Raw genomic sequence first — 19,698 nt, 5'->3', positions numbered from 1 at the left:
GCACGCGACGCAAGCGAGCAAAAGGAGCAAGTCATATGACTGGCATACGCAAATGGTTACCGAAGGCGGCATTGCTGGCGGCTTCGGTGATGGCGTTTTCGGCGACTGCCGGGGCCGCCGATAAACCCAACATCCTTGTTATCTTCGGCGACGACATCGGCCAGACCAACATCAGCGCCTACTCTTTCGGCGTGGTCGGCTACAAGACCCCCAACATCGACCGCATCGCCAAAGAAGGCATGATGTTCACCGATTACTACGCGGAGAACAGTTGCACGGCGGGGCGCTCGACCTTCATTACCGGCCAGTCCGCATTGCGCACCGGCCTGTCCAAAGTCGGCATGCCGGGCGTACCGGTGGGCTTGCAGGCCAGGGACGTGACCATTGCCCAGGCGCTCAAGGCCAAGGGCTACGCAACGGGTCAATTCGGCAAGAACCACTTGGGCGACAAGGACGAATACCTGCCCACCAACCACGGCTTTGACGAATTTTTCGGCAACCTCTACCACCTCAATGCCGAGGAAGAGCCGGAGCGTCCGTATTGGCCCAAGGATGACCCCGCATTTCTCAAGGCGGCCACTCCCCGCGGCGTGATCCACAGTTTTGCCGACGGCAAGATCGAAGACACCGGTGCGTTGACCAAAAAACGCATGGAAACCATCGACGACGAAACCACGGCGGCCGCCCAGGCATTCATCGAGAAACAGGCCAAGGCGGACAAACCGTTCTTCGTCTGGATGAACACCACCCGCATGCATGCCTTCACTCATATACGTGAATCCATGCAAGGCCAGAGTGGCATGCCCGGCAACGACTATGCCGACGGCATGCTTGAGCATGACGGCGACGTGGGCAAGTTGCTCAAGACACTCGATGACCTGAAGATCACCGACAACACCATCGTGGTCTACACCACCGACAACGGCCCGAACCAATGGTCCTGGCCGGATGCGGCGACCACGCCGTTCCGCAACGAGAAGAACTCGAACTGGGAAGGGGCTTTCCGGGTACCGGCGATGATCCGCTGGCCAGGACATGTCAAACCTGGCGAAGTGTCTAACCAGATGTTCTCCGGGCTGGACTGGTTCCCGACCCTGTTGGCAGCTGTCGGCGATACCGATATCAAGGATCGCCTGCTCAAGGGGGCCGACGTTGGCGGGAAGAACTTCAAGGTGCACCTGGACGGTTACAACCAGCTGGACTACCTGACTGGCAAGGCCGACAAGAGTGCGCGTAACGAGTTCTATTATTTCAGCGATGATGGTCAGCTGGTGAATATGCGGATGGGCGACTGGAAGATCGTCTATTGCGAGCAGCGTGCACCAGGCGGTCTGAAGGTGTGGAGCGAACCCTTTACCTGCCTGCGTGTACCCAAGCTCTTCAACCTGAGAATGGACCCGTACGAGCGTGCCGACGTCGTGTCTGACCAATACTATGATTGGCTGACCAAGAATGACTACTTGCTGATGCAAGCCACCCAAAAGGCCGCGGGCTTCTTGCAAACCTTCGTCGATTACCCGCCTAGCCAACGTCCGGCGAGCTTCAGCATCGACCAGATACAAAGTGAGGTTGACAAGAAAATCGAGGAAAAAATGAAAACCGCCAAGTAAGACCGCTTGACCGCCGCTCGCCCTCGTCGGCGAGCGGCCCTTTTTTTGACTTGAGACCGCATCGGCCTCAATCGCGGGCAAGCCCGCTCCCACAGTAAGTGTTGATGCGCCACAAATCCCTGTGGGAGCGGGCTTGCCCGCGATGAGGCCAGTGCAGTCACACATGTTTTCGAACCGGAACAAGGCAATCCGCAATGACCTCACGTGTCGCCAGCAAGTCGTCGGCCATACCTGTCCACCACGTCGCCTCCCCGGCGCTGTTGATCCCCGCCCTGCTGCTGTTCGTCTCCGGTGCCGCGGCGCTGGTGTACCAGGTGCTGTGGATCAAGCAGTTGTCTCTGGTAGTGGGCGTCGAGGTGTACGCCATCACGACCGGTATCAGCGCGTTTTTTGCCGGGCTGGCCCTGGGCGGGTTGCTCTTCGGTCGCTGGGCGGACCGCTTGCAACAGCCGGTGCTGCTGTACGCCGGGCTGGAAGTGTTGGTGGCGGTGCTGGGGGTTGGCGCGACTTTCGCCATGAGCCTGGCGGCCGGCCCGTTTGCCTGGCTGGAACAACAGATCGGCCTGCTGGCCTGGGTGTTGCCATTCACCCTGGTCGGCGTTCCGGCGCTGCTGATGGGCGGCACCTTGCCAGTGCTGGTTCGCTCCCTGGCCTCTGATCCGCAACACCTGGGCAAGGCCGGAGGACAGCTGTACGCCGCGAACACTGCCGGGGCCATCGCCGGCACCCTGCTCGCCGGGTTCGTGCTGATTGCCACTTTCGGTGTGCGCGGCAGTGCCCTGGCCGCCGCCATGCTCAACCTGCTGGCCGCCGCTGGCGCCCTGTGGTTCCAGCGCCGTCGTTCGCCTGCGGGCGATGCACCGGTCAAGCACCATGCCGACAAAGCACCGGATCGCCTGGCGCTGTGGCTGTATTCGATTGCCGGTGGCGTGGCCCTCGGTTACGAAGTGGTCTGGTCGCAATCGATCGTACAGTTCATGAGCACCCGCACCTATGCCTTCGCCGTGGTGCTGGCGACCTATCTGACCGGGCTGTTTCTCGGCAGCGCCCTGCTCGCCCGTCGGGTCGATCGCCTGCGCGATCCCTGGGGTGTGTTCGGTTTGCTGATTGCCGGTGCCGGCTTGATCGCCCTGCTGGAAATCGCTGTGCTCGGGCGCTGGCTGGTGTTTGCCCAGAGCGTGGTTGAAGCATGGGTACTGTCGCTGGGTTCCAGTGAGTTGCTCGGCATGAGTGCACGCTTCGCCGTGGCAGCGTTGAGCATCGTGTTTGTGCCGACCCTGTTGCTTGGCGCAGCGTTTCCCGTGGCCCTGCGCTTGTGCGTCGGTCGTGACCATGTGGGGCGCAATGTCGGTGAAGTCGTGGCGTTCAATACCCTGGGCGGGATCATTGGCGTGATGCTCTGCGGCTTCGTGCTCATCCCGCTGCTGGGGCTGGTGCGTACGTTGGGGCTGCTGGCGATCATCGCTGCCGGAATTGGCTACCTGGCGGTGCGCAAGGGCCATGGGGTCAAGAAAGGACGCCGTCAAGGCGTCATCGCGGTCGGCCTGTTGTCGGTGGCCGTGGCACTGCTGACGCCGCTGGACAAACTGGCCAGCCTGCTGCCCGGCGCGCGCAACGGCACCCTGGCCTTCTACGAGGAAGGACGTGGCGGCACCGTCGCCGTGGTCACCCAAGGCAAGGGGCAGAAGGCATTCCAGCGCTTGTACATTCAGGGCGTATCGAATACCGGCGATGCCATGCCTTCGCTGCGTTACATGCGGATTCAGGCGCTCCTGCCGCTGTTGATACACAACGGTGAACCGCGCTCGGCGCTGGTGATCGGTTTTGGCACCGGCATCACGGCCGGCGCCCTGACCCGCTATCCGGGCCTGGAGCATCGCGTGGTCGCCGAACTGCTGCCCTCGGTGGTCAAGGCCGCGCCGCTGTTCAAGGGCAACTTCAATGCCGCCACCGATCCCGGCGTAGACGTGCGCCTGCGCGACGGCCGCCAGGAACTGCTGCGCAACCCGCAACGCTACGACCTGATCACCCTCGAACCGCCGCCGCCCTCCGCCGCCGGCGTGGTCAACCTGTATTCCCGGGACTTCTACCAATTGGCGGCCAGTCGCTTGCAGAAACAGGGCCTGGTCGCCCAGTGGCTGCCACTACCTACGCAAAACATCGACGATTCGCGCTCGCTGGTGCGCAGTTTCCTCGATGCCTTCCCCTACGCCAGCGTGTGGACCAGCGAGTTCCACGAGATGCTGCTGGTGGGCTCGCTCGAACCGATCGAACTGGACGCGGCAAAAATCAGCCAACGCTTCCAGCAGGACACGGTTCGCAGCACCTTGCAGGATGTCGGCGTTGGCTCGGCCGCAGCGCTGCTCGCGACCTGGGTAACCGATCGCAACGGCCTGGAACGCTTCGCCGCAGACGCACAACCGGTGACCGACGATCAACCGCGCATCGAATACGCACCCTGGGTGCGGGCCAGGGAGATCACCCGGGTACTGCCGGCGCTGCTGGACTTGCACATCGCCCCGCCGCTGGTGAATGCCGACCCCGCGTTCATCGAAAGGATGAACACGCACCAGCAACGCCTGATGCAGTTCTACCGGGCGAGCCTGCATGCCTATGATGGCGACCGTGAGGCCTGGGCCAGGGACATGCGTGAGGTCATGCGCGGGGATGGCGGGAATCCGTACTTCCGGTGGTTTGGCGGGGAATGATTTGACGCCATCGCGGGCAAGTCGGATCGCCGCACCGCCGCTCCCACAGGGTTTGTGTAGAGCCCAAATGTTGTGATCGACACCGAACCTGTGGGAGCGGCGGTGCGGCGATCCGACTTGCCCGCGAAGGGGTCATCAGCTTCGAAACAATGCCATTTGACACACACCCGCCATCCGGCAAAGCTGCATCGAGCTTCAACGCGCGCCGCAAGGCAATCGCACATGGACCATGGAAGTCGTAATGCCGAACCATAAAAACAAAGCTGCAAGCCCAGACCCTGATTCGCAACCGACCCTGATCAACCGTTATCTGTTCCCCGTCACCATCGGCATCCTGCTGCTGGCGGTCGTGGGCATCGGCTGGTTTTTGTTCAGCAGCAAGCCAGCCCCCGTGCCCTACGCGCCGGCGACTGCACCCGTCGTTCAACCGGCCAAACCACAACCCCAACCGGTTGCCATGGCACCGGCGGAAATGGTCGACGAGCAACAGTGCCAGGGCTGCCACAGTGCGCAGGTCAAGGACTGGCAAGGCTCCCATCACCAATTGGCGATGCAGGAGGCCAACGCCGAAACAATGCTGGGCGACTTCAACAACGTCACCTTCAAGGCGGAAAACGAAACCACCCGTTTCTCGCGCAAGGACGACGGCTTCTGGGTCAACACCCCCGGCATCGACGGTAAAAACGCGGATTTCAAAGTCGCCTACACCTTTGGCATCGCCCCCTTGCAGCAATACCTGATCGAAATAGGCGATGGTCGCTTGCAAGCCCTGGGCGTGGCCTGGGATACCGAGAAGCAGCGCTGGTTTCACCTCTATCCGGGCCAGGGCGTGACCTTCAAGGACCCGCTGCACTGGAGCAAACCGAGCCAGAACGCCAACTTCATGTGCGTCGAATGCCATACCACCGGCTACAAGCGCAATTTCGACGCGACGAAAAACACCTTCGACAGTCAATGGAACAGCCTCGGCGTCGGTTGCCAGGCCTGCCACGGTCCGGCCTCCAACCACCTGGAATGGACAGCGAAGAAAGGCGATCTGGTCCATGCCGGATTTGCCGTCGATCTCAAGGACAAGAACGCCACCGTCGAAATCGAAACCTGTGCCCGCTGCCACTCGCGCCGCGCGCCGCTGGGGGACGGATTCACCGTCGGCAAACGCCTGATGGATGACTACCTGCCAAGCACCCTGACCCGTGAGTTGTACGCGCTGGACGGCAAGATCAAGGACGAGGTGTTCGAGCACGGTTCCTTCGCCCAGAGCAAAATGTTCGACAAGGGTGTGCGCTGCAGCAACTGCCACAACCCCCATAGCACAGCGTTGAAGGCACCTGGCAACGGCGTTTGCCTGCAATGCCACAACACCGCCGGCAAGACGACGGTGGAAGGCGTCGACGGCAAGGGCCTGCAAGCGAAGAACTACGATTCCGTCGAACACACCCGCCACACCATGGGCCAACCGGGTTCGCAGTGCGTGGATTGCCACATGCCCGGCAAGTTCTACATGGGCAACGACTTTCGGCATGACCACAGTTTCAGCATTCCCAACCCCGAGCGGGCGAAAAAACTCGGCACGCCTGATGCCTGCCTGACCTGCCATCAGGGCAAGACGGGCGACAAGGTCACCGAGCAGTTCAAGCTGTGGAACACCGCCAACGCCAGCGCCGTTCAAGCTCCTCGCTACGACGAAAACCTGTGGCTGATTCGCACCGGTCAAGCCGGTGCGGCGCAGGCGTTGTTCGAGCAACTGCAACGCAGCAACCTGCCGGCGATCCAGCGCGCGACACTGCTCGGCGAATTGTCGCTGTATCCGAGCGAACAGGCATTGAAACTGGCCACCAGGGACCTGAACAACCCGGCGCCTCAAGTACGCGAGAGCGCCATACGCGCGCTCAGCGCATTCCTGCCGCCAGGGGAACGCGCGCCGCTGCTGACACCATTGTTGAGCGACCCGGTGAAAGCCGTGCGCATTGCCGCCGCCCGGGACCTGCTCAGTGTGGCGCGCAACGGCCTGGGCACGGCCCAGGACAGCTGGAATGCCGCCATCACCGAATACGAGACCGTACAGAAAAACCTGCTCGAACGCGCCGAAGCCAACCTCAATCTGGCGATGCTGTACCAGGCCAGCGGCCGCAATGCAGAAGTCGAAGGATTGCTACGCACAGCCCTGCAACGCGATCCGGATTTCCTCCCGGCGCTGGTCACCCTGGTGCAATGGCTGGAGGCCAACGGACGCAGCCAGGAAGGCCACGCCCTGCTGGCGCAAAGCCTCAAGGACCACCCCGGTTCAGGCCTGCTGCAACACACCCAGGGCCTGGCATTGATTCGTGCGGGCCAGGCCGCGCAAGCCATGCCATACCTGCGCAAGGCCGCGCAACTGGAACCGCAGAGCGGGCAGTTCGGCTATGTACTGGCGGTGGCCCTGCATGACAGCGGCAAGATTGACCAAGCGTGCGCAGAACTGGAACGGCTGTTGATAGAGCAACCGGCCAACCGCAATGCACGGCTGTCGCTGATCCAGTACTACCTCGACAGCGGCCAGGAACCCAAGGCGCAAGTGCTGTTGCAGGGCTGGAAGAAAATGAACATGGGGGACCCGGCGCTGAAGTGACGGGAGATTGCTGCAGGAACGAGCTTGCTCTCGATGAGGGACTGATCTTCAACATCCATGGTGACTGACAGCTATCGCGAGCAAACTCGTTCCCGCGGGGTTCGGGTTATCCGCGCTCCCGAGGAATCAGGCTCTGCAACTGCTGCGCCAGAAAATCCCCATCGAAGACAAAGGTGTCCGGATCCTTCAAGCCGTTGGTCTTGCGCCACTGCCAGGCATTGGACGGTGGCAGGCACACCAGCGAAACACTGCCATAGCGCGCAGCCGTAAAGCCCATCACGGCCACCGAGATCTGCCCGCCGGGCCCCATCACATCCGGCACGAACTCCACCGGTTTGCCGACAATCACAATGGACAGCTTCTCGGTCTTGAATGTCGATGTCTCGACAGGCAGGCTAGGGCCCGAGGCGACATACGCCTCGCGGCTCACCTCCAGCAGGTTCGGCGCCTGCACCGGTTCCAGCCACTGCTGGATCTGATCGAACAGGTCAGCAATGCGCGTCGCCCATTCAGCCGATTGCGACTCGAACACTTGCTTCTTGTGGGCTTCGCTTTCTGCATAGTGGCGAAGCATTTCGCCCAGTTGCCGTACGTCATCCATTGTGGTGTTCCTTTGATTGCAGCGGTACTACGGACATTGAGCATGGCAGATGCGTGATGCCGGTGTACGACTAGCAGCCGGGAGGTACGACGGGGGGTTTACGCAATGGCCTGTTCGCGGGCACTGTGGTCACCCGTCTGCCCTGAACAGGAGCACAGCATGCGCATCATCGGCCTAATCGGCGGCATGAGCTGGGAATCCAGCGCCGAGTATTACCGCCTGATCAACCAGCAGGTTCGCGACCGCCTCGGGCCGTTGCGTTCAGCGAAATTGCTCATGTACAGCGTCGACTTCGGCCCTGTCGAACAGGCCCAGCACGCCGGTCGCTGGGACGATGCGGCGCTGATCCTGGTGGATGCCGCGCAGCGCTTGCAGGCAGGCGGAGCCGATTGCGTGGTGTTGTGCACCAACACCATGCACAAGGTCGCCGGGCAGATTCAGGCCGCCATCGACATCCCCTTCCTGCACATCGCCGATCCGGCCGCAAAGGCAGCGGTCGAGGCCGATGCATTGAAGGTGGGTTTGCTGGGCACCGCGTTCACCATGGAACAGGACTTCCTCAAGGAACGCCTCGAGGCCCGGGGCTTGACCGTACTGGTGCCAGAAGCCGGCGAACGTCAGGCCGTGCACCGGATCATCTACGACGAGCTGTGCGTCGGCGTCATCAGCGAAGCCTCACGCCGGGTGTATCAACAGGTCATCGCGTCGCTGGAGCAACGTGGTGCCCAGGCGATCATCCTCGGCTGCACGGAGATCGGCATGCTGATCAAGCCCGAACACAGCCCCCTGCCCTTGCTTGACACCACCGAACTGCATGCGCAGGCGGCGGTGGCGTTCGCCTTGGGCGAGTGACTCAACCGGCCTTGGGCGGGCGACGCAGGCGCGCCATGCTCAAGGTGTCCACCAGCACGCCGTCGCGTACGGCGTAATCACGGAACAGGCCCTCGGTTTCGAAGCCGAACTTGCGATACAACGCAATGGCCGCTTCGTTGTCGGCATACACCGAAAGCTCGATGCGCTGCAGATTCATCCAGTTGTCGGCGATATCCAGCGCCGTCGCGAGCAGCTTCGAGCCCACGCCCTTGCCCTGCCACGCCACCGCAACGCCCATGCCGAAACTGCCGGCATGGCTGCGACGAATGCGTGAGAACTGCTCCAGGCCGATGTTGCCGATGACCGTGCCCTGATGCAGGGCCACTACTTTCACCAGGCGCTCGTTATCCAGCGCCAGGCGACTGCGCCAGAGTTCACTGGACTGAAACGGCATCTGCAGGGTCTGCCGGGCAATCTGCGGGTCGTTGTACAGCGCCGTGATGCCTTCGATGTGGGACTCATTGAAGCGTTCGAACGTGAAGACAGGTTCAGTGGCTGGCATGGGTGAATCATCCTTGAAGCAGACATGGCCGTTCACTCTATAACGCTACCTTCCGGTGTGGCGAGTACCAATGTGGGAGCGACGGTGCGGCGATCCCATAGTTGGATCTCGCTCAGCTTTCGAACCACTCCCGGCGCCCGCTGAAGGCGTTTTCAATCAACTCGACAAGCATCCGTACCTGTGTGTCGCCCTCGGACCGGGCGTTGACCGCCATCCACACCTGACGCTGCATCGGCTGGCCAAACAGGCCTGGCAAGGCAATCAGCCCGCGATCGAAGTGGCTCATGTAGTGCGGCAGCAGGCCGATGCACGCACTGCTGCGAATCATCTCCCGCATCAGCTCGTAGGAATGCAGCTGCACCGCACCGGCCAGGCGCTGATCGACCAGTGCATTCCACGGCCGAAAGCTTTCAACCTGGCAGTCCTGCTGCCATTGCACCAGGAGAAAATCGGCCAGGTCCTCCAGGCACTCCGGCCTGGAAGCAACCCGCGAGTAGCGTTTGGCAATGTGCGGCAGGTAATCCAGTTGCGCCAGAAGCCGTGGTTCAGTGATGGCAAAGCTCGGCCCCGGTAACGGCGATCCGCCCTCGCCCAGCCACACCACCACGTCGGCACTGACCGCTTGCAATGACAATTCGCTGTCGAGCGTGATGATGTCCAGCCGCACGCTGGCATTGCGTCGCAACAGGGCCACCAGGTCACGCCCGAGAATGTCATGCAGGATCGAATCCGCCACGGCCAGCCGAATCAACGGCTGCTCGATCACCGGCAACTCGCGCTCATGGGCCAGGGCGAGCAATTGTGCGTGCAAGCGCAAGCCATCACGGCTGAGGCTCAAGCCATTGTCTGAAAGATTGAACAGTGAACACTGGAGTTGCGTCTCCAGCAGCACCAGTTGCCTGCGCAGGCGGGTGGCCTTGATATTGAGGCTGCGGGCAGCCTGCATGAAGCAACCGCAACGGGCACTGACGATAAAACACTGCGCCAGCTCAGGGTCGACAGCCGCTGCCAACTGGCGCCAGGACGTGGTTTTATCAATGACTGCACGATACTCGGCAGCCTCCTGGTGGGCGCTGGTTTCCATGAATGACATCGAGGACTCCCTGTCGATCTGACACTGACAGCTCTATCCTGCGGATCGTTCATGAACCTGCTGTGACAAGGACTCAGGCGCTGGGTGTCTGGCGAAAGCTCACTGCCAGGCGATTCCAGCTGTTGATGGTGGTGACGGCGATCGTCAGGTCGACCATTTCGCCTTCATTGAACTGCTCCCGGGCCTGGGCGTAGACATCGTCCGGCACGTGGCTTTCGCAGAGCAAGGTGACCGCCTCGGTCCAGGCCAGCGCGGCTCTTTCCCGCGGATTGAAAAAATTGCTATTGCGCCAGACCACAATGGAATAAAGGCGCCGGTCGCTTTCGCCCAGGCGCCGTGCATCCACCGAGTGCATGTCGGTGCAGAACGCGCAGCCATTGAGCTGCGAAGCGCGGATCTTGATCAGGTGCAGCAGCGCCGGTTCGATGCTCAAACTGCTGGTCAGGGCCTCCATGGCGATCATGGCTTTCATCGCTTTGGGGGAAGCGCTGTAGTAATCCAGACGGGGGGTCATGGCGCGGCCTCAGGGATCGGACAGGTTTGTCCACGGTAGGGGTTGGCACAGCAACGTTACAGATCCAATTCAGCGAAAAATCCGTGGACCAACCAAAAGCACACCAATTGGCGGTTTTTGTGCCACGCAACTTCTGCGCGGCGGCTCATGCGGGTAATCTGGCGCACAGTCTTTGCCTCGTTCACCCAAGGAGCCGTGCCGGTATGGAACTACATGTTGTCATCAACGGCCGCAAGGATCTGGCGGGCCAGTTGTACAACCAACTGCGCAGCGCCATTGAATCCGGTCGTCTGGCAGCAGGGACACAGCTTCCACCGAGCCGCTTGCTGGCCGAACAGCTGGGCATTTCGCGCAAGACCATTTCCGATACCTACGCCCAACTGACCTACGAAAACTTCCTCACCGGGGTGATTGGCAAAGGCACCTACGTCAACGCCCGGGTGTCGAAAGTCGAGCGCAAGCAGAACCCTTCGGAGCTGGCCGGTTACGAGGTGATCGAATCCTGGCGCAACCTGCCGGTGTTCCTGCGTCACCCGACACTGGAAGGCTCGCTGCGCTACGACTTCATCGGCGGCGCCACCAGCAAGGGCCAGTTCCCCCAGGACGACTGGCGGCGCTGCACTTCCCACGCCTTGCGCCAGATCGCCGCGTCCAAGGGCTTCTACAGCCTGCCAGAGGGTTTACCGGCCCTGCGCAATGCCATCGCCCGGCATATCGCGTTCTCTCGCGGGGTCAACTGCCAGGACGAAGACGTGGTGGTGTGCAACGGTGCACAGCAAGCCCTGGACCTGATTTCCCGGGTGCTGACCCGCCCGGGCAGCATCGTCGCCATGGAAGATCCCGGTTATCCGCCGGCACGCCTGTTGTTCGGCACCCACGGTGCCACGGTGATCGGAGTGCCGGTAGACGCCGAGGGCATCCAGGTGGACAGGATTCCCCTTGGGACACGGCTGATCTACGTCACCCCTTCCCACCAGTTCCCGCTGGGCATGCCGATGAGCCAGGAGCGCCGCATTGCGCTGCTGGCCAGGGCCCATGAACTGGGCGCGATCATCATAGAGGACGACTACGACAGCGAATTCCGCTACGAAGGGCGCCCCACGGACTCGCTGCAAAGCATGGATGAGCGCGGGATTGTCGCCTACGTCGGGACTTTCTCGAAAACCCTGCTGCCGGAGCTGCGCCTGGGCTACGCAATCCTTCCGCCGGCCATTCTCGATGCAGTGGTGCGCGCCAAGCAGCTCACTGACCTGCACACCTCCACCCTGCCCCAATGGGCACTGGCCAAATTCATCGCCGAAGGCTGCCTGCTCAAGCACATCCGGCGCTGCCACACGATTTACGCCGGTCGACGCGAACGAATCCTGGCACGCATGGCCGATGATCTATCGCCATGGTTTGAAGCGGTTCCGACCATGGCCGGTTTTCACATGGTGGTGTTGTGCAAAGTGCCGATGGATATTCCATTGGTGATCGAACTGGCGAAAAAAGTCGAAGTCGGGCTCTATGCCATCGACAGCTTTTTCTATCAGCAAACCCCGCAGGCCGGGTTTTTCCTCGGTTTCGGCGCCATTGAAACCCTGGACATCGACATCGCCCTGGATCGTTTGCGGGATATTTTGCAACAAGTCGCCTGACAGATTGGTCTGCGGCTTTATCCGGCGATTGGCTATTGGTGGTCCCGGGGTGCAGGCCTATCCTGCATAGGCGTTATCTCTCAATGAGCAGGATACGTCCGGCCTGATTCAGGAGTGTGAGCAATGTTCAACAAAGCGATCAATACCGTAGAGGTGCAGGCCGTCGCCGGCCGCTCGGACGAACTGGGCAAGCAATTGCAAAAGATTGTCGAAACCCTGCGCGAACTGCCGGGGTGCGAGTCCTATATGGTCGACCGCTGCCCCGAGGACAGCAATCGCTGGACGGTCAGTGCCCACTGGCAGTCGGAAGCGGCCATGCAATCGCATTTCAACAATCCCCGGGCTCAGGGCTTCATCGACTTGATCGATTGCCAATTGGCCAGCGCCGTCGATTTCAACAGCTTCCCCATCCGTTAAGCCCCCCTCTGTAGGAGCGAGCCCGCTCGCGATGGTCGTCAACGATAACGCGCGCCTACTGAGAAAACGCGGCGTATCTGAATCCATCGCGAGCAAGCTCGCTCCTCCATTGGTAGCCCACCGAATGCCCCTTCCCCTGTAGGAGCGAGCTCGCTCGCGATGGTCGTCAACGATAACGCGCGCCTACTGATAAAACGCGGCGTATCTGAATCCATCGCGAGCAAGCTCGCTCCTACATTGGTAGCCCACCGAATACCCCTTCCCCTGTAGGAGCGAGCTCGCTCGCGATGGTCGTCAACGATAACGCGCGCCTACTGATAAAACGCGGCGTATCTGAATCCATCGCGAGCAAGCTCGCTCCTCCATTGGTAGCCCACCGAATGCCCCTTCCCCTGTAGGAGCGAGCTCGCTCGCGATGGTCGTGAACGATAACGTGTGCTTGCTGGGTGCACGCGGCGCCTTCGCGTCCATCGCGAGCGAGCTCGCTCCTACATTCATTGGTCACCTGGTCTTCGCGAATATTGGCTGTTTGTTTGTCACCCGCAGCGGACTAGATTTGTCCCTGACAACTCATCCAACGCAGGTAATGAACATGAACGTTTTGCGCTTCTGTGCCGCTCCCCTTGTTGCCCTGACCCTGACCGCTTCCGCTTCGGCATTTGCCCACGACCCTTCGGAAAAGGTCACGGTGCTGCAGGACCAGATGTTGAAAAACGTCCCGGGCAAAAAAGCCTTGATGATCGAAGTCGACTACAAGCCCGGCCAGTCGTCCATCGCTCACAAGCACGAGGGCACGGCCATGGCCTACGTTCTTTCGGGGGCAATCACCTCCCAGGTAAAAGGTGAAAAAGCGGTCACCTACAAGGCGGGTCAGTATTGGTACGAGCCTGCCGGCTCGGAGCACCTGGTCTCGAAAAACGCCAGCGCCACCAAGCCTGCCAGGCTGCTGGTGTTCATGGTGCTGTCGCCGGACGAGAAAGTGCTGATCCCATTGGAAAACTGATGGCTGAAGGTATATCCATAAATAAAAACGCCCGAATCATTGAATCGGGCGTTTTTATTTCTCGCGGCAATTAACCGCACACATTTAAACCCAATAAAACTATTGGCCACCCGACAACTACGGAAATTGGCTATTTCAATCGGGCATTCGAGGTTTAGTCTTTAGCAACTGCCGAACACTCCGGCAACTATAACTTCCCGACTCAAGTTGTTTCACTGGAGAAACACCATGAAACTTGCGCTTGCCAGTACCTTGACGATGACTGTCTTGATCACCGGTTGCTCGATTCCCACCGCGCCTTCATCCGTATCTTCATTGAATGGCCTCTTCACCGAACCCGTTGGCCGCAGCAGTGCCACGAGTGTTCCCAATGGCAGCCATGTCTCACTGGGGGTTGTCTACAGCCAGAACACCCAGGCCAACCGTGCCTACCTGCAGGATTACCGGGCCAATGCCGGCACCGGTTTCGGCCAGAGCCTGCTGGTTCAGCCGATTCACGATGCCTACGTCGCCACCTCTAAACCGGACCTGGCCGTGGATTGGGTCAAGGCCTCGCTGCAACGCCAGTTCGGCTCGGTCACGGTGTATCCGGACATGCAAAGCCTCAAGGCGGCCAGGCCGGATGTGGTCGCGATCGTCGACAGCCGAAGTCAATTGATCACATCACGCAGTTCAGACATCCAGGCCGATGTCAGTGCCGACTTTTATGACAGCCATTTCAATTACATCGGTACCGCACAAGGGCATGACGCCCGCGCACTCAGCCCGGTGTGGGCGGACTTTAAACGTAGCGAAGAGATAGTTGCCGACATTAACGAACAGCAGAATGTGCAAGTAAGGGCGCTACAGAAGTTTGACCAGTCGCTCAGTAATTTATTGACCAGCCCGACAAGTAATGTGTCGATGAACACTGAAAGAACTTCAGCCTTCAAGTAATTGTTGGTGCATATGCCCCCTTCGCGGGCAAGCCCGCTCCCACAGTGATTTGAGCCGTACACACCACTTATGTACACCCAATCAATTGTGGGAGCGGGCTTGCCCGCGATGGGGCCTGAACAGGCGACACAAAAACATCAGGCGAAAAAAAACCCCGCATCTCTCGATGCGGGGCTTTTTCATTCAACGCCTGATCAGGCAGCCGGTTCCAGCTCGGCGGCGGCAGCGGCAGGCACCACCGCTTGACCGCTCAACGCCAGGTCCAGCAGTTCGCGGTTGGCCACCGCGTACATGGCGTAGTCGGTGCCGCTGGCGGCACGGATTTCCACCAGCATGGCGCGCCAACGCTCGATCATGCCTTCGTGCTGCTCCATCCACAGTTCCAGGCGTGTTTCGACGTCCTGGGAGCCGTTGCCCTGTTGCAGGACCGAGATGGTGATCGCACGTTGCTGCCAGTCGACGTCATCACGGAACGCTTCACGGGCCAGGGCCTGCCAGTTGTTTTCAACCGGCAGGGCACTGATCTGTTGCAGGTACCAGGTGATATCCAGCGCACTGCCCACGGCGAAGTACGCCTTGGCCACGTCGGCAGGATCCTGGCCGGTCACATCGGAAGCCTCGATGATCGGCAGCAGCGTATACAGGTGCGTGGTGCCAGCCACCATGCGCGCCAGCAACTCTGGCACACCGGCTTCGACGTACGCCTGGTAACGGGTCTGCCAGGTTTCGCGGATCTCGCCACTGAGCAATTCGTCGAGCTTGAGGCCCAACGCCGCCAGATGCGGACCGAAGTGCGCAACGTCACGGGCAGCGTTCTGCTCGTTGCGACGGGCACGCAGGAACCAGCGTGTGGCGCGACGACCGAGGCGCATCAGCTCGTCCATCAGCTCCAGTTGCACGTCGGCGGAAACCTTGTAGTCGAGGTTTTCGATCTGACGGAACCAGTGCGGGAGGTGGAAAATGTCACGCACGATCACGTAGGCGCCAGCCACGTTCGCCGGGCTCATGCCGGTCGACTCTTTGAGTCGTTGAACGAAGGTGATGCCCATGTGGTTGACCAGATCGTTGGCGATCTGGGTGCTGACGATTTCGCGCTTCAGACGGTGACGACGCATCGCCGCGGAGAACTTGCTCACCAGGGTCGGCGGGAAAGCGGTTTCCATGTCGCGGGTCAGGTAGTCGTCGTCCGGCACCAGGGAGCCCAGCAACTGCTCCTTGAGGTCGATCTTGCTGTACGAGATCAGCACCGACAGCTCGGGACGCGTCAGGCCATGGCCTTCAGCGATACGCTCGTTGATCGCGTCTTCAGCCGGCAGGAACTCGATGGCACGATCCAGCTTGCCACGGCCTTCCAGGTCGTTCATCAGGCGCTTGTATTCGGCAATCCGCGGCAAGGCACGACGGGCTGCCAGGGACAGGGCCTGAGTCTGCTTGTAGTTGTTGCCCAACACCAGGCCACCGACTTCGTCGGTCATGCTCGCCAGCAACTCGTTGCGTTGCTTGGCGGTCATGTCGCCGGCCTGGACCACTTCGTTGAGCAGGATCTTGATGTTCACTTCGTGGTCGGAGCAGTCCACGCCACCGGCGTTGTCGATGAAGTCGGTGTTGGAACCGCCGCCATTGAGGCCGAACTCCACACGACCCAGTTGGGTCATGCCGAGGTTACCGCCCTCGCCCACCACTTTGCAGCGCAGTTCGTTGCCGTTCACGCGCAGTGCATCGTTGGCCTTGTCGCCGACATCGGCGTGGCTTTCGCTGCTGGCCTTGACGTAAGTACCGATACCGCCGTTCCACAGCAGATCCACCGGCGCCTTGAGCAAGGCGTTCAGCAGTTCGGTCGGGGTCAGCTTGTCAGCCTCGATGTCGAAGCGCTCTTGCATCTGCGGGGAAATCGCGATGCTCTTCGCGCTGCGCGAGAAGATGCCGCCGCCTTCGGACATGATGCTGGTGTCGTAGTCGGACCAGGCCGAACGCGGCAGGTCGAACATGCGTTGGCGCTCGGCGAAGCTCGATGCCGGATCCGGGTTCGGGTCGATGAAGATGTGCAGGTGGTTGAAAGCCGCAACCAGTTGCAGCTTGTCGGACATCAGCAAGCCGTTACCGAACACGTCACCGGCCATGTCGCCGACACCGACCACGGTGATGCTGTCTTCCTGGACGTTGATGCCGCGCTCGCGGAAGTGGCGCTGTACACCGACCCACGCGCCCTTGGCGGTGATGCCCATTTTCTTGTGGTCGTAACCGGCCGAACCGCCGGACGCGAACGCGTCACCCAGCCAGAAGCCGTAATCGATGGCGATGCCGTTGGCGATGTCGGAGAAGGTCGCGGTGCCTTTGTCGGCGGCCACTACCAGGTACGGGTCATCGTCGTCATGACGCACGACATTGGCCGGAGGCACCAGGGCGCCGTCTTTCAGGTTGTCGGTGATGTCCAGCAGGCCCGAGATGAAGATGCGGTAGCAGGCGATGCCCTCGGCCGCGATCTCGTCACGGCTGCCGCCCAGCGGCAGGCGACGCGGCAGGAAGCCGCCCTTGGCACCCACCGGCACGATGACCGAGTTCTTCACTTGCTGGGCTTTTACCAGGCCCAGGACTTCGGTACGGAAGTCTTCTTCACGGTCGGACCAGCGCAGGCCGCCACGCGCAACGTTGCCGAAGCGCAGGTGCACGCCTTCGACACGCGGCGAGTACACGAAGATTTCAAACTTCGGTACCGGCTTTGGCAGCTCGGGAATCAAGTGCGGGTTGAACTTGAAGCTGAAGTACGACTTGTTATGGCCGTTGGCGTCAGTCTGGTAGAAGTTGGTGCGCAGGGTGGCCTTGATCAGGTCCAGGTAGCGACGCAGGATGCGGTCTTCGTTGAGTACCTGTACGTCGTCCAGGGCACTGTGGATCGCCTGTTCCAGACGTTGCTGCTTGTCTTCCAGATCGTCGCCGGACAGCTTGCGCGCCAGGTAGAAGCGGGTCTTGAACAACCGCGTCAGTTCGCGGGCGATGTCGGTGTGGTTGTTCAGGGTGCTGGCGATGTAGCCCAGGTCGAAGCCCAGACGGATCTGCTTCATGTAGCGGGCGTAGGCACGCAGCAGCGCCACGTCGCGCCATGGCAGGCCGGCGGTCAGTACCAGGCGGTTGAACGCATCGTTCTCGGCTTCGCCACGCACGATGTGGACAAAGGCGTCCTGCAGGGTGTCGTTAAGCTGCTGGATGTCGAGTTCCAGGCCTTCGGCGGCGGTGAACGCGAAGTCGTGAATCCAGAACTCGCGGCCACTGTTGTGACGCAGGCGATACGGGAACTCACCCAGCACGCGCAGGCCAAGGTTTTCCAGGATCGGCAGGACATCGGACAGCGCCAGCGGCGTATCGGCGTGATACAGCTTGCAGTGCAGCATGCGCTGGCCGGAAACCTGGCCCAGCGGCTGGTAGAAGCTCATTACCAGCGGGTTTTTTTCGTTCAGGCTCAGCAGGTGCTGCATGTCGACCACAGCCGAGTGGGCTGCGAAACGTTCGCGGTAACCGGCCGGGAAGCCTTTCGGGAAGTCGGCCAGTACGTTGGTGCCGTGGGCTTCGCCGAAGCTTTCAACGGTCAGGGCAGCGTAATCGTCCTGCCAGCTGCGGCAGGCCTGCACCACTTCTTTTTCCAGCAGCAGCGGGTCGATGTCGAGGCGGTTTTTCGGGTCGACTCGCAGGATCAACTGCACGCGGGCCAGCACGGACTCGGAGAAGAAAGTCCAGAACTCGCAATCGGTCGCTTTCAGGCGATCCATCAGCACTTGCTGGATCTTCTGGCGTACTTCAGTGGAATAGATGTCACGCGGCACGTAGGCCAGGCAGTAGCAGAAACGGCCATACGGGTCTTTGCGCAGGAACACGCGAATCTTGTTGCGTTCCTGGATCTGCACGATCGACATCACGGTGCTGAACAGCTCGTCCACCGGGGTCTGGAACAGATCGTCGCGCGGCAGCACTTCAAGCACCTGCGCCAGTTCCTTGCCCAGGTGAGCCTTGGCCTGGAAGCCGGAACGGCGCTCGATTTCTTCGACCTTGCGGCGGATGTACGGGATCACCCGCACGCTCTCGCCATACACCGACGAGGTGTACAGGCCCATGAAACGGCATTCCTTGATGACCTTGCCGTTGGCGTCGATTTCGCGGATCGACACGTAGTCAGGGTAAGCCGGACGGTGTACACGGCTTGGGTGCGCGGCCTTGGCGAACGACAACAGGGTCGGTTCGCGCAGGTAGTTCACGGCGTAGTCTTCGATGCGCAGGTCATCGTAGGTCAGGCCGGCACGCAGCAGCTTGGTCAGGCCAAGGAAGGAGTCCTTGTCGTAGGCGATGTGGCCGCCATCGGCTTCGTCGCTGACCACGAACTCTTCGTAGCCGAGGAAGGTGAAGTGGTTGCCCACCAGCCATTCCAGGAAGCTCTTGATTTCGTTCTTCTCGTCGGCATCGACGGCGAACTGGCTGTTGTCCAGCTTGGTCAGGATGTCCTGGACCTTGGCCTTCATCGGCTCGAAATCGCCGACGGCAACGCGAACTTCACCGAGCACCTGCTCCAGCTCTTTGCTCAGGACATTGAGCTCGGCGGTGTTGGCGCAGCGGTCGATTTCCAGGTACATCAGCGACTCTTGCAGAATGTCGTCGCCCTGAGTGCCCTTCGGCAGGATTTCCAGCAACTCGCCCTTGCTGCCACGGCGCACGCTGAGCACAGTGGTTTGCAGGGTATGGATGCTGTAGCCACGGCGATTGAGCTCGGTACGCACCGAGTCCACCAGGAATGGCAGGTCGTGGTGCAGCACTTCGACCGCGGTGTGGGTCGACTGCCAGCCGTGGCGTTCGTAATCGGGGTTGAAGACGCGCACTTGCGGTTGCGCGTGATCGAAGCGCTCAAGCAGGCGCCATGCAGAAAGGGTGCAGCCAGCGAGGTCGGACAACCGACGCTGGGTCAGCTCGTCAAGGGAAATGATGCCGAAGAATTGTTCAGCGAACAGCGCCACTTGTGGCAGTGCCTGTTCACTGATGTGCTGCGCCAGTGCCGCTTGCAGTTGGTGCTGGAAGTCGGCTTTGCTGGCTGCGGTGAAGAACGCCATCTGTGGTACTCCGCTTGGGCTTGTTATTGATGAAAGCGTCGCGTGCAAAACCCCTCTTGGGGCTACCCGTCACCCTGCTCCTGATTCTCGGGCAGAGGAAACAGGG

At 60.9% G+C, this 19,698-nt stretch carries 13 protein-coding genes; 8 read left to right on the top strand and 5 right to left on the bottom strand.

The features are described from left to right. Positions 1-35: 35 nt before the first annotated feature. The 3 genes from ACLD1X_RS16815 to ACLD1X_RS16805 all read left to right on the top strand — a co-directional run bounded on the left by ACLD1X_RS16815 (position 36) and on the right by ACLD1X_RS16805 (position 6,926). On the top strand, positions 36-1,610 hold the full coding sequence (locus ACLD1X_RS16815) for an arylsulfatase (protein WP_429369495.1): 1,575 nt from the start codon (positions 36-38) through the stop codon (positions 1,608-1,610). A 194-nt stretch (positions 1,611-1,804) separates the two neighbouring features. Next, positions 1,805-4,318: a fused MFS/spermidine synthase gene (locus ACLD1X_RS16810; protein ID WP_429369493.1), complete on the top strand. Its 2,514-nt coding sequence runs from the start codon at positions 1,805-1,807 to the stop codon at positions 4,316-4,318. A gap of 241 nt (positions 4,319-4,559) precedes the next feature. Then, on the top strand, positions 4,560-6,926 hold the full coding sequence (locus ACLD1X_RS16805) for a tetratricopeptide repeat protein (protein WP_429369491.1): 2,367 nt from the start codon (positions 4,560-4,562) through the stop codon (positions 6,924-6,926). Between the two features lie 106 nt (positions 6,927-7,032). Here ACLD1X_RS16805 and ACLD1X_RS16800 read toward each other — a convergent pair whose 3' ends face one another. Further along, on the bottom strand, positions 7,033-7,527 hold the full coding sequence (locus ACLD1X_RS16800; RefSeq protein ID WP_429369489.1) for a hypothetical protein: 495 nt from the start codon (positions 7,525-7,527) through the stop codon (positions 7,033-7,035). Positions 7,528-7,686: 159 nt separating this feature from the next. Here ACLD1X_RS16800 and ACLD1X_RS16795 point away from each other — a divergent pair, with 159 nt between their 5' ends. After that, a complete protein-coding gene (locus tag ACLD1X_RS16795) occupies positions 7,687-8,379 on the top strand; it encodes an aspartate/glutamate racemase family protein (RefSeq protein ID WP_429369487.1) in 693 nt (230 codons plus the stop codon). Position 8,380: 1 nt separating this feature from the next. Here the strand turns inward: ACLD1X_RS16795 and ACLD1X_RS16790 are convergent, their stop codons facing one another. The 3 genes from ACLD1X_RS16790 to ACLD1X_RS16780 all read right to left on the bottom strand — a co-directional run bounded on the left by ACLD1X_RS16790 (position 8,381) and on the right by ACLD1X_RS16780 (position 10,509). Then, a complete protein-coding gene (locus ACLD1X_RS16790) occupies positions 8,381-8,902 on the bottom strand; it encodes a GNAT family N-acetyltransferase (protein ID WP_429369485.1) in 522 nt (173 codons plus the stop codon). Between the two features lie 112 nt (positions 8,903-9,014). Then, the gene (locus ACLD1X_RS16785) at positions 9,015-9,995 is read right to left on the bottom strand and encodes a LysR substrate-binding domain-containing protein (protein ID WP_429369483.1); all 981 of its coding nucleotides are present in this window, start codon (positions 9,993-9,995) and stop codon (positions 9,015-9,017) included. A 73-nt stretch (positions 9,996-10,068) separates the two neighbouring features. Next, entirely contained in the window at positions 10,069-10,509 is a 441-nt protein-coding gene (locus ACLD1X_RS16780; RefSeq protein WP_429369481.1) for a carboxymuconolactone decarboxylase family protein, read from the bottom strand. Positions 10,510-10,712: 203 nt separating this feature from the next. Between ACLD1X_RS16780 and ACLD1X_RS16775 the strand changes: the two genes are divergently transcribed. The 4 genes from ACLD1X_RS16775 to ACLD1X_RS16760 all read left to right on the top strand — a co-directional run bounded on the left by ACLD1X_RS16775 (position 10,713) and on the right by ACLD1X_RS16760 (position 14,502). Further along, positions 10,713-12,146, top strand: a complete 1,434-nt coding sequence (locus ACLD1X_RS16775; protein ID WP_429369479.1) for a PLP-dependent aminotransferase family protein — start codon at positions 10,713-10,715, stop codon at positions 12,144-12,146. A 123-nt stretch (positions 12,147-12,269) separates the two neighbouring features. Beyond that, positions 12,270-12,563, top strand: coding sequence for a putative quinol monooxygenase (locus tag ACLD1X_RS16770; protein ID WP_429369477.1), 294 nt, complete (start codon positions 12,270-12,272; stop codon positions 12,561-12,563). Between the two features lie 592 nt (positions 12,564-13,155). Further along, a complete protein-coding gene (locus ACLD1X_RS16765) occupies positions 13,156-13,566 on the top strand; it encodes a cupin domain-containing protein (RefSeq protein ID WP_429369475.1) in 411 nt (136 codons plus the stop codon). 228 nt (positions 13,567-13,794) lie between these two features. Next, positions 13,795-14,502 (top strand): ATPase, encoded by a 708-nt coding sequence (locus ACLD1X_RS16760; protein ID WP_429369473.1) that lies wholly within the window; start codon positions 13,795-13,797, stop codon positions 14,500-14,502. Between the two features lie 194 nt (positions 14,503-14,696). Here the strand turns inward: ACLD1X_RS16760 and ACLD1X_RS16755 are convergent, their stop codons facing one another. Continuing rightward, entirely contained in the window at positions 14,697-19,592 is a 4,896-nt protein-coding gene (locus tag ACLD1X_RS16755; protein ID WP_429369471.1) for an NAD-glutamate dehydrogenase, read from the bottom strand. Between the last annotated feature and the right edge of the window lie 106 nt (positions 19,593-19,698).

The sequence above is a fragment of the Pseudomonas sp. 18173 genome, assembly GCF_050432945.1.
Taxonomy (GTDB): Bacteria; Pseudomonadota; Gammaproteobacteria; order Pseudomonadales; family Pseudomonadaceae; genus Aquipseudomonas.
This window is presented reverse-complemented; position numbering and strand designations above follow the sequence as displayed.

Coding starts and splice junctions, on each gene's coding strand:
- ACLD1X_RS16765 (WP_429369475.1), top strand. CDS start 13,156: ATGAACGTTTTGCGCTTCTGTGCCGCTCCCCTTGTTGCCCTGACCCTG.
- ACLD1X_RS16780 (WP_429369481.1), bottom strand. CDS start 10,509: ATGACCCCCCGTCTGGATTACTACAGCGCTTCCCCCAAAGCGATGAAA.
- ACLD1X_RS16815 (WP_429369495.1), top strand. CDS start 36: ATGACTGGCATACGCAAATGGTTACCGAAGGCGGCATTGCTGGCGGCT.
- ACLD1X_RS16760 (WP_429369473.1), top strand. CDS start 13,795: ATGAAACTTGCGCTTGCCAGTACCTTGACGATGACTGTCTTGATCACC.
- ACLD1X_RS16785 (WP_429369483.1), bottom strand. CDS start 9,995: ATGTCATTCATGGAAACCAGCGCCCACCAGGAGGCTGCCGAGTATCGT.
- ACLD1X_RS16795 (WP_429369487.1), top strand. CDS start 7,687: ATGCGCATCATCGGCCTAATCGGCGGCATGAGCTGGGAATCCAGCGCC.
- ACLD1X_RS16805 (WP_429369491.1), top strand. CDS start 4,560: ATGCCGAACCATAAAAACAAAGCTGCAAGCCCAGACCCTGATTCGCAA.
- ACLD1X_RS16775 (WP_429369479.1), top strand. CDS start 10,713: ATGGAACTACATGTTGTCATCAACGGCCGCAAGGATCTGGCGGGCCAG.
- ACLD1X_RS16770 (WP_429369477.1), top strand. CDS start 12,270: ATGTTCAACAAAGCGATCAATACCGTAGAGGTGCAGGCCGTCGCCGGC.
- ACLD1X_RS16810 (WP_429369493.1), top strand. CDS start 1,805: ATGACCTCACGTGTCGCCAGCAAGTCGTCGGCCATACCTGTCCACCAC.
- ACLD1X_RS16790 (WP_429369485.1), bottom strand. CDS start 8,902: ATGCCAGCCACTGAACCTGTCTTCACGTTCGAACGCTTCAATGAGTCC.
- ACLD1X_RS16800 (WP_429369489.1), bottom strand. CDS start 7,527: ATGGATGACGTACGGCAACTGGGCGAAATGCTTCGCCACTATGCAGAA.
- ACLD1X_RS16755 (WP_429369471.1), bottom strand. CDS start 19,592: ATGGCGTTCTTCACCGCAGCCAGCAAAGCCGACTTCCAGCACCAACTG.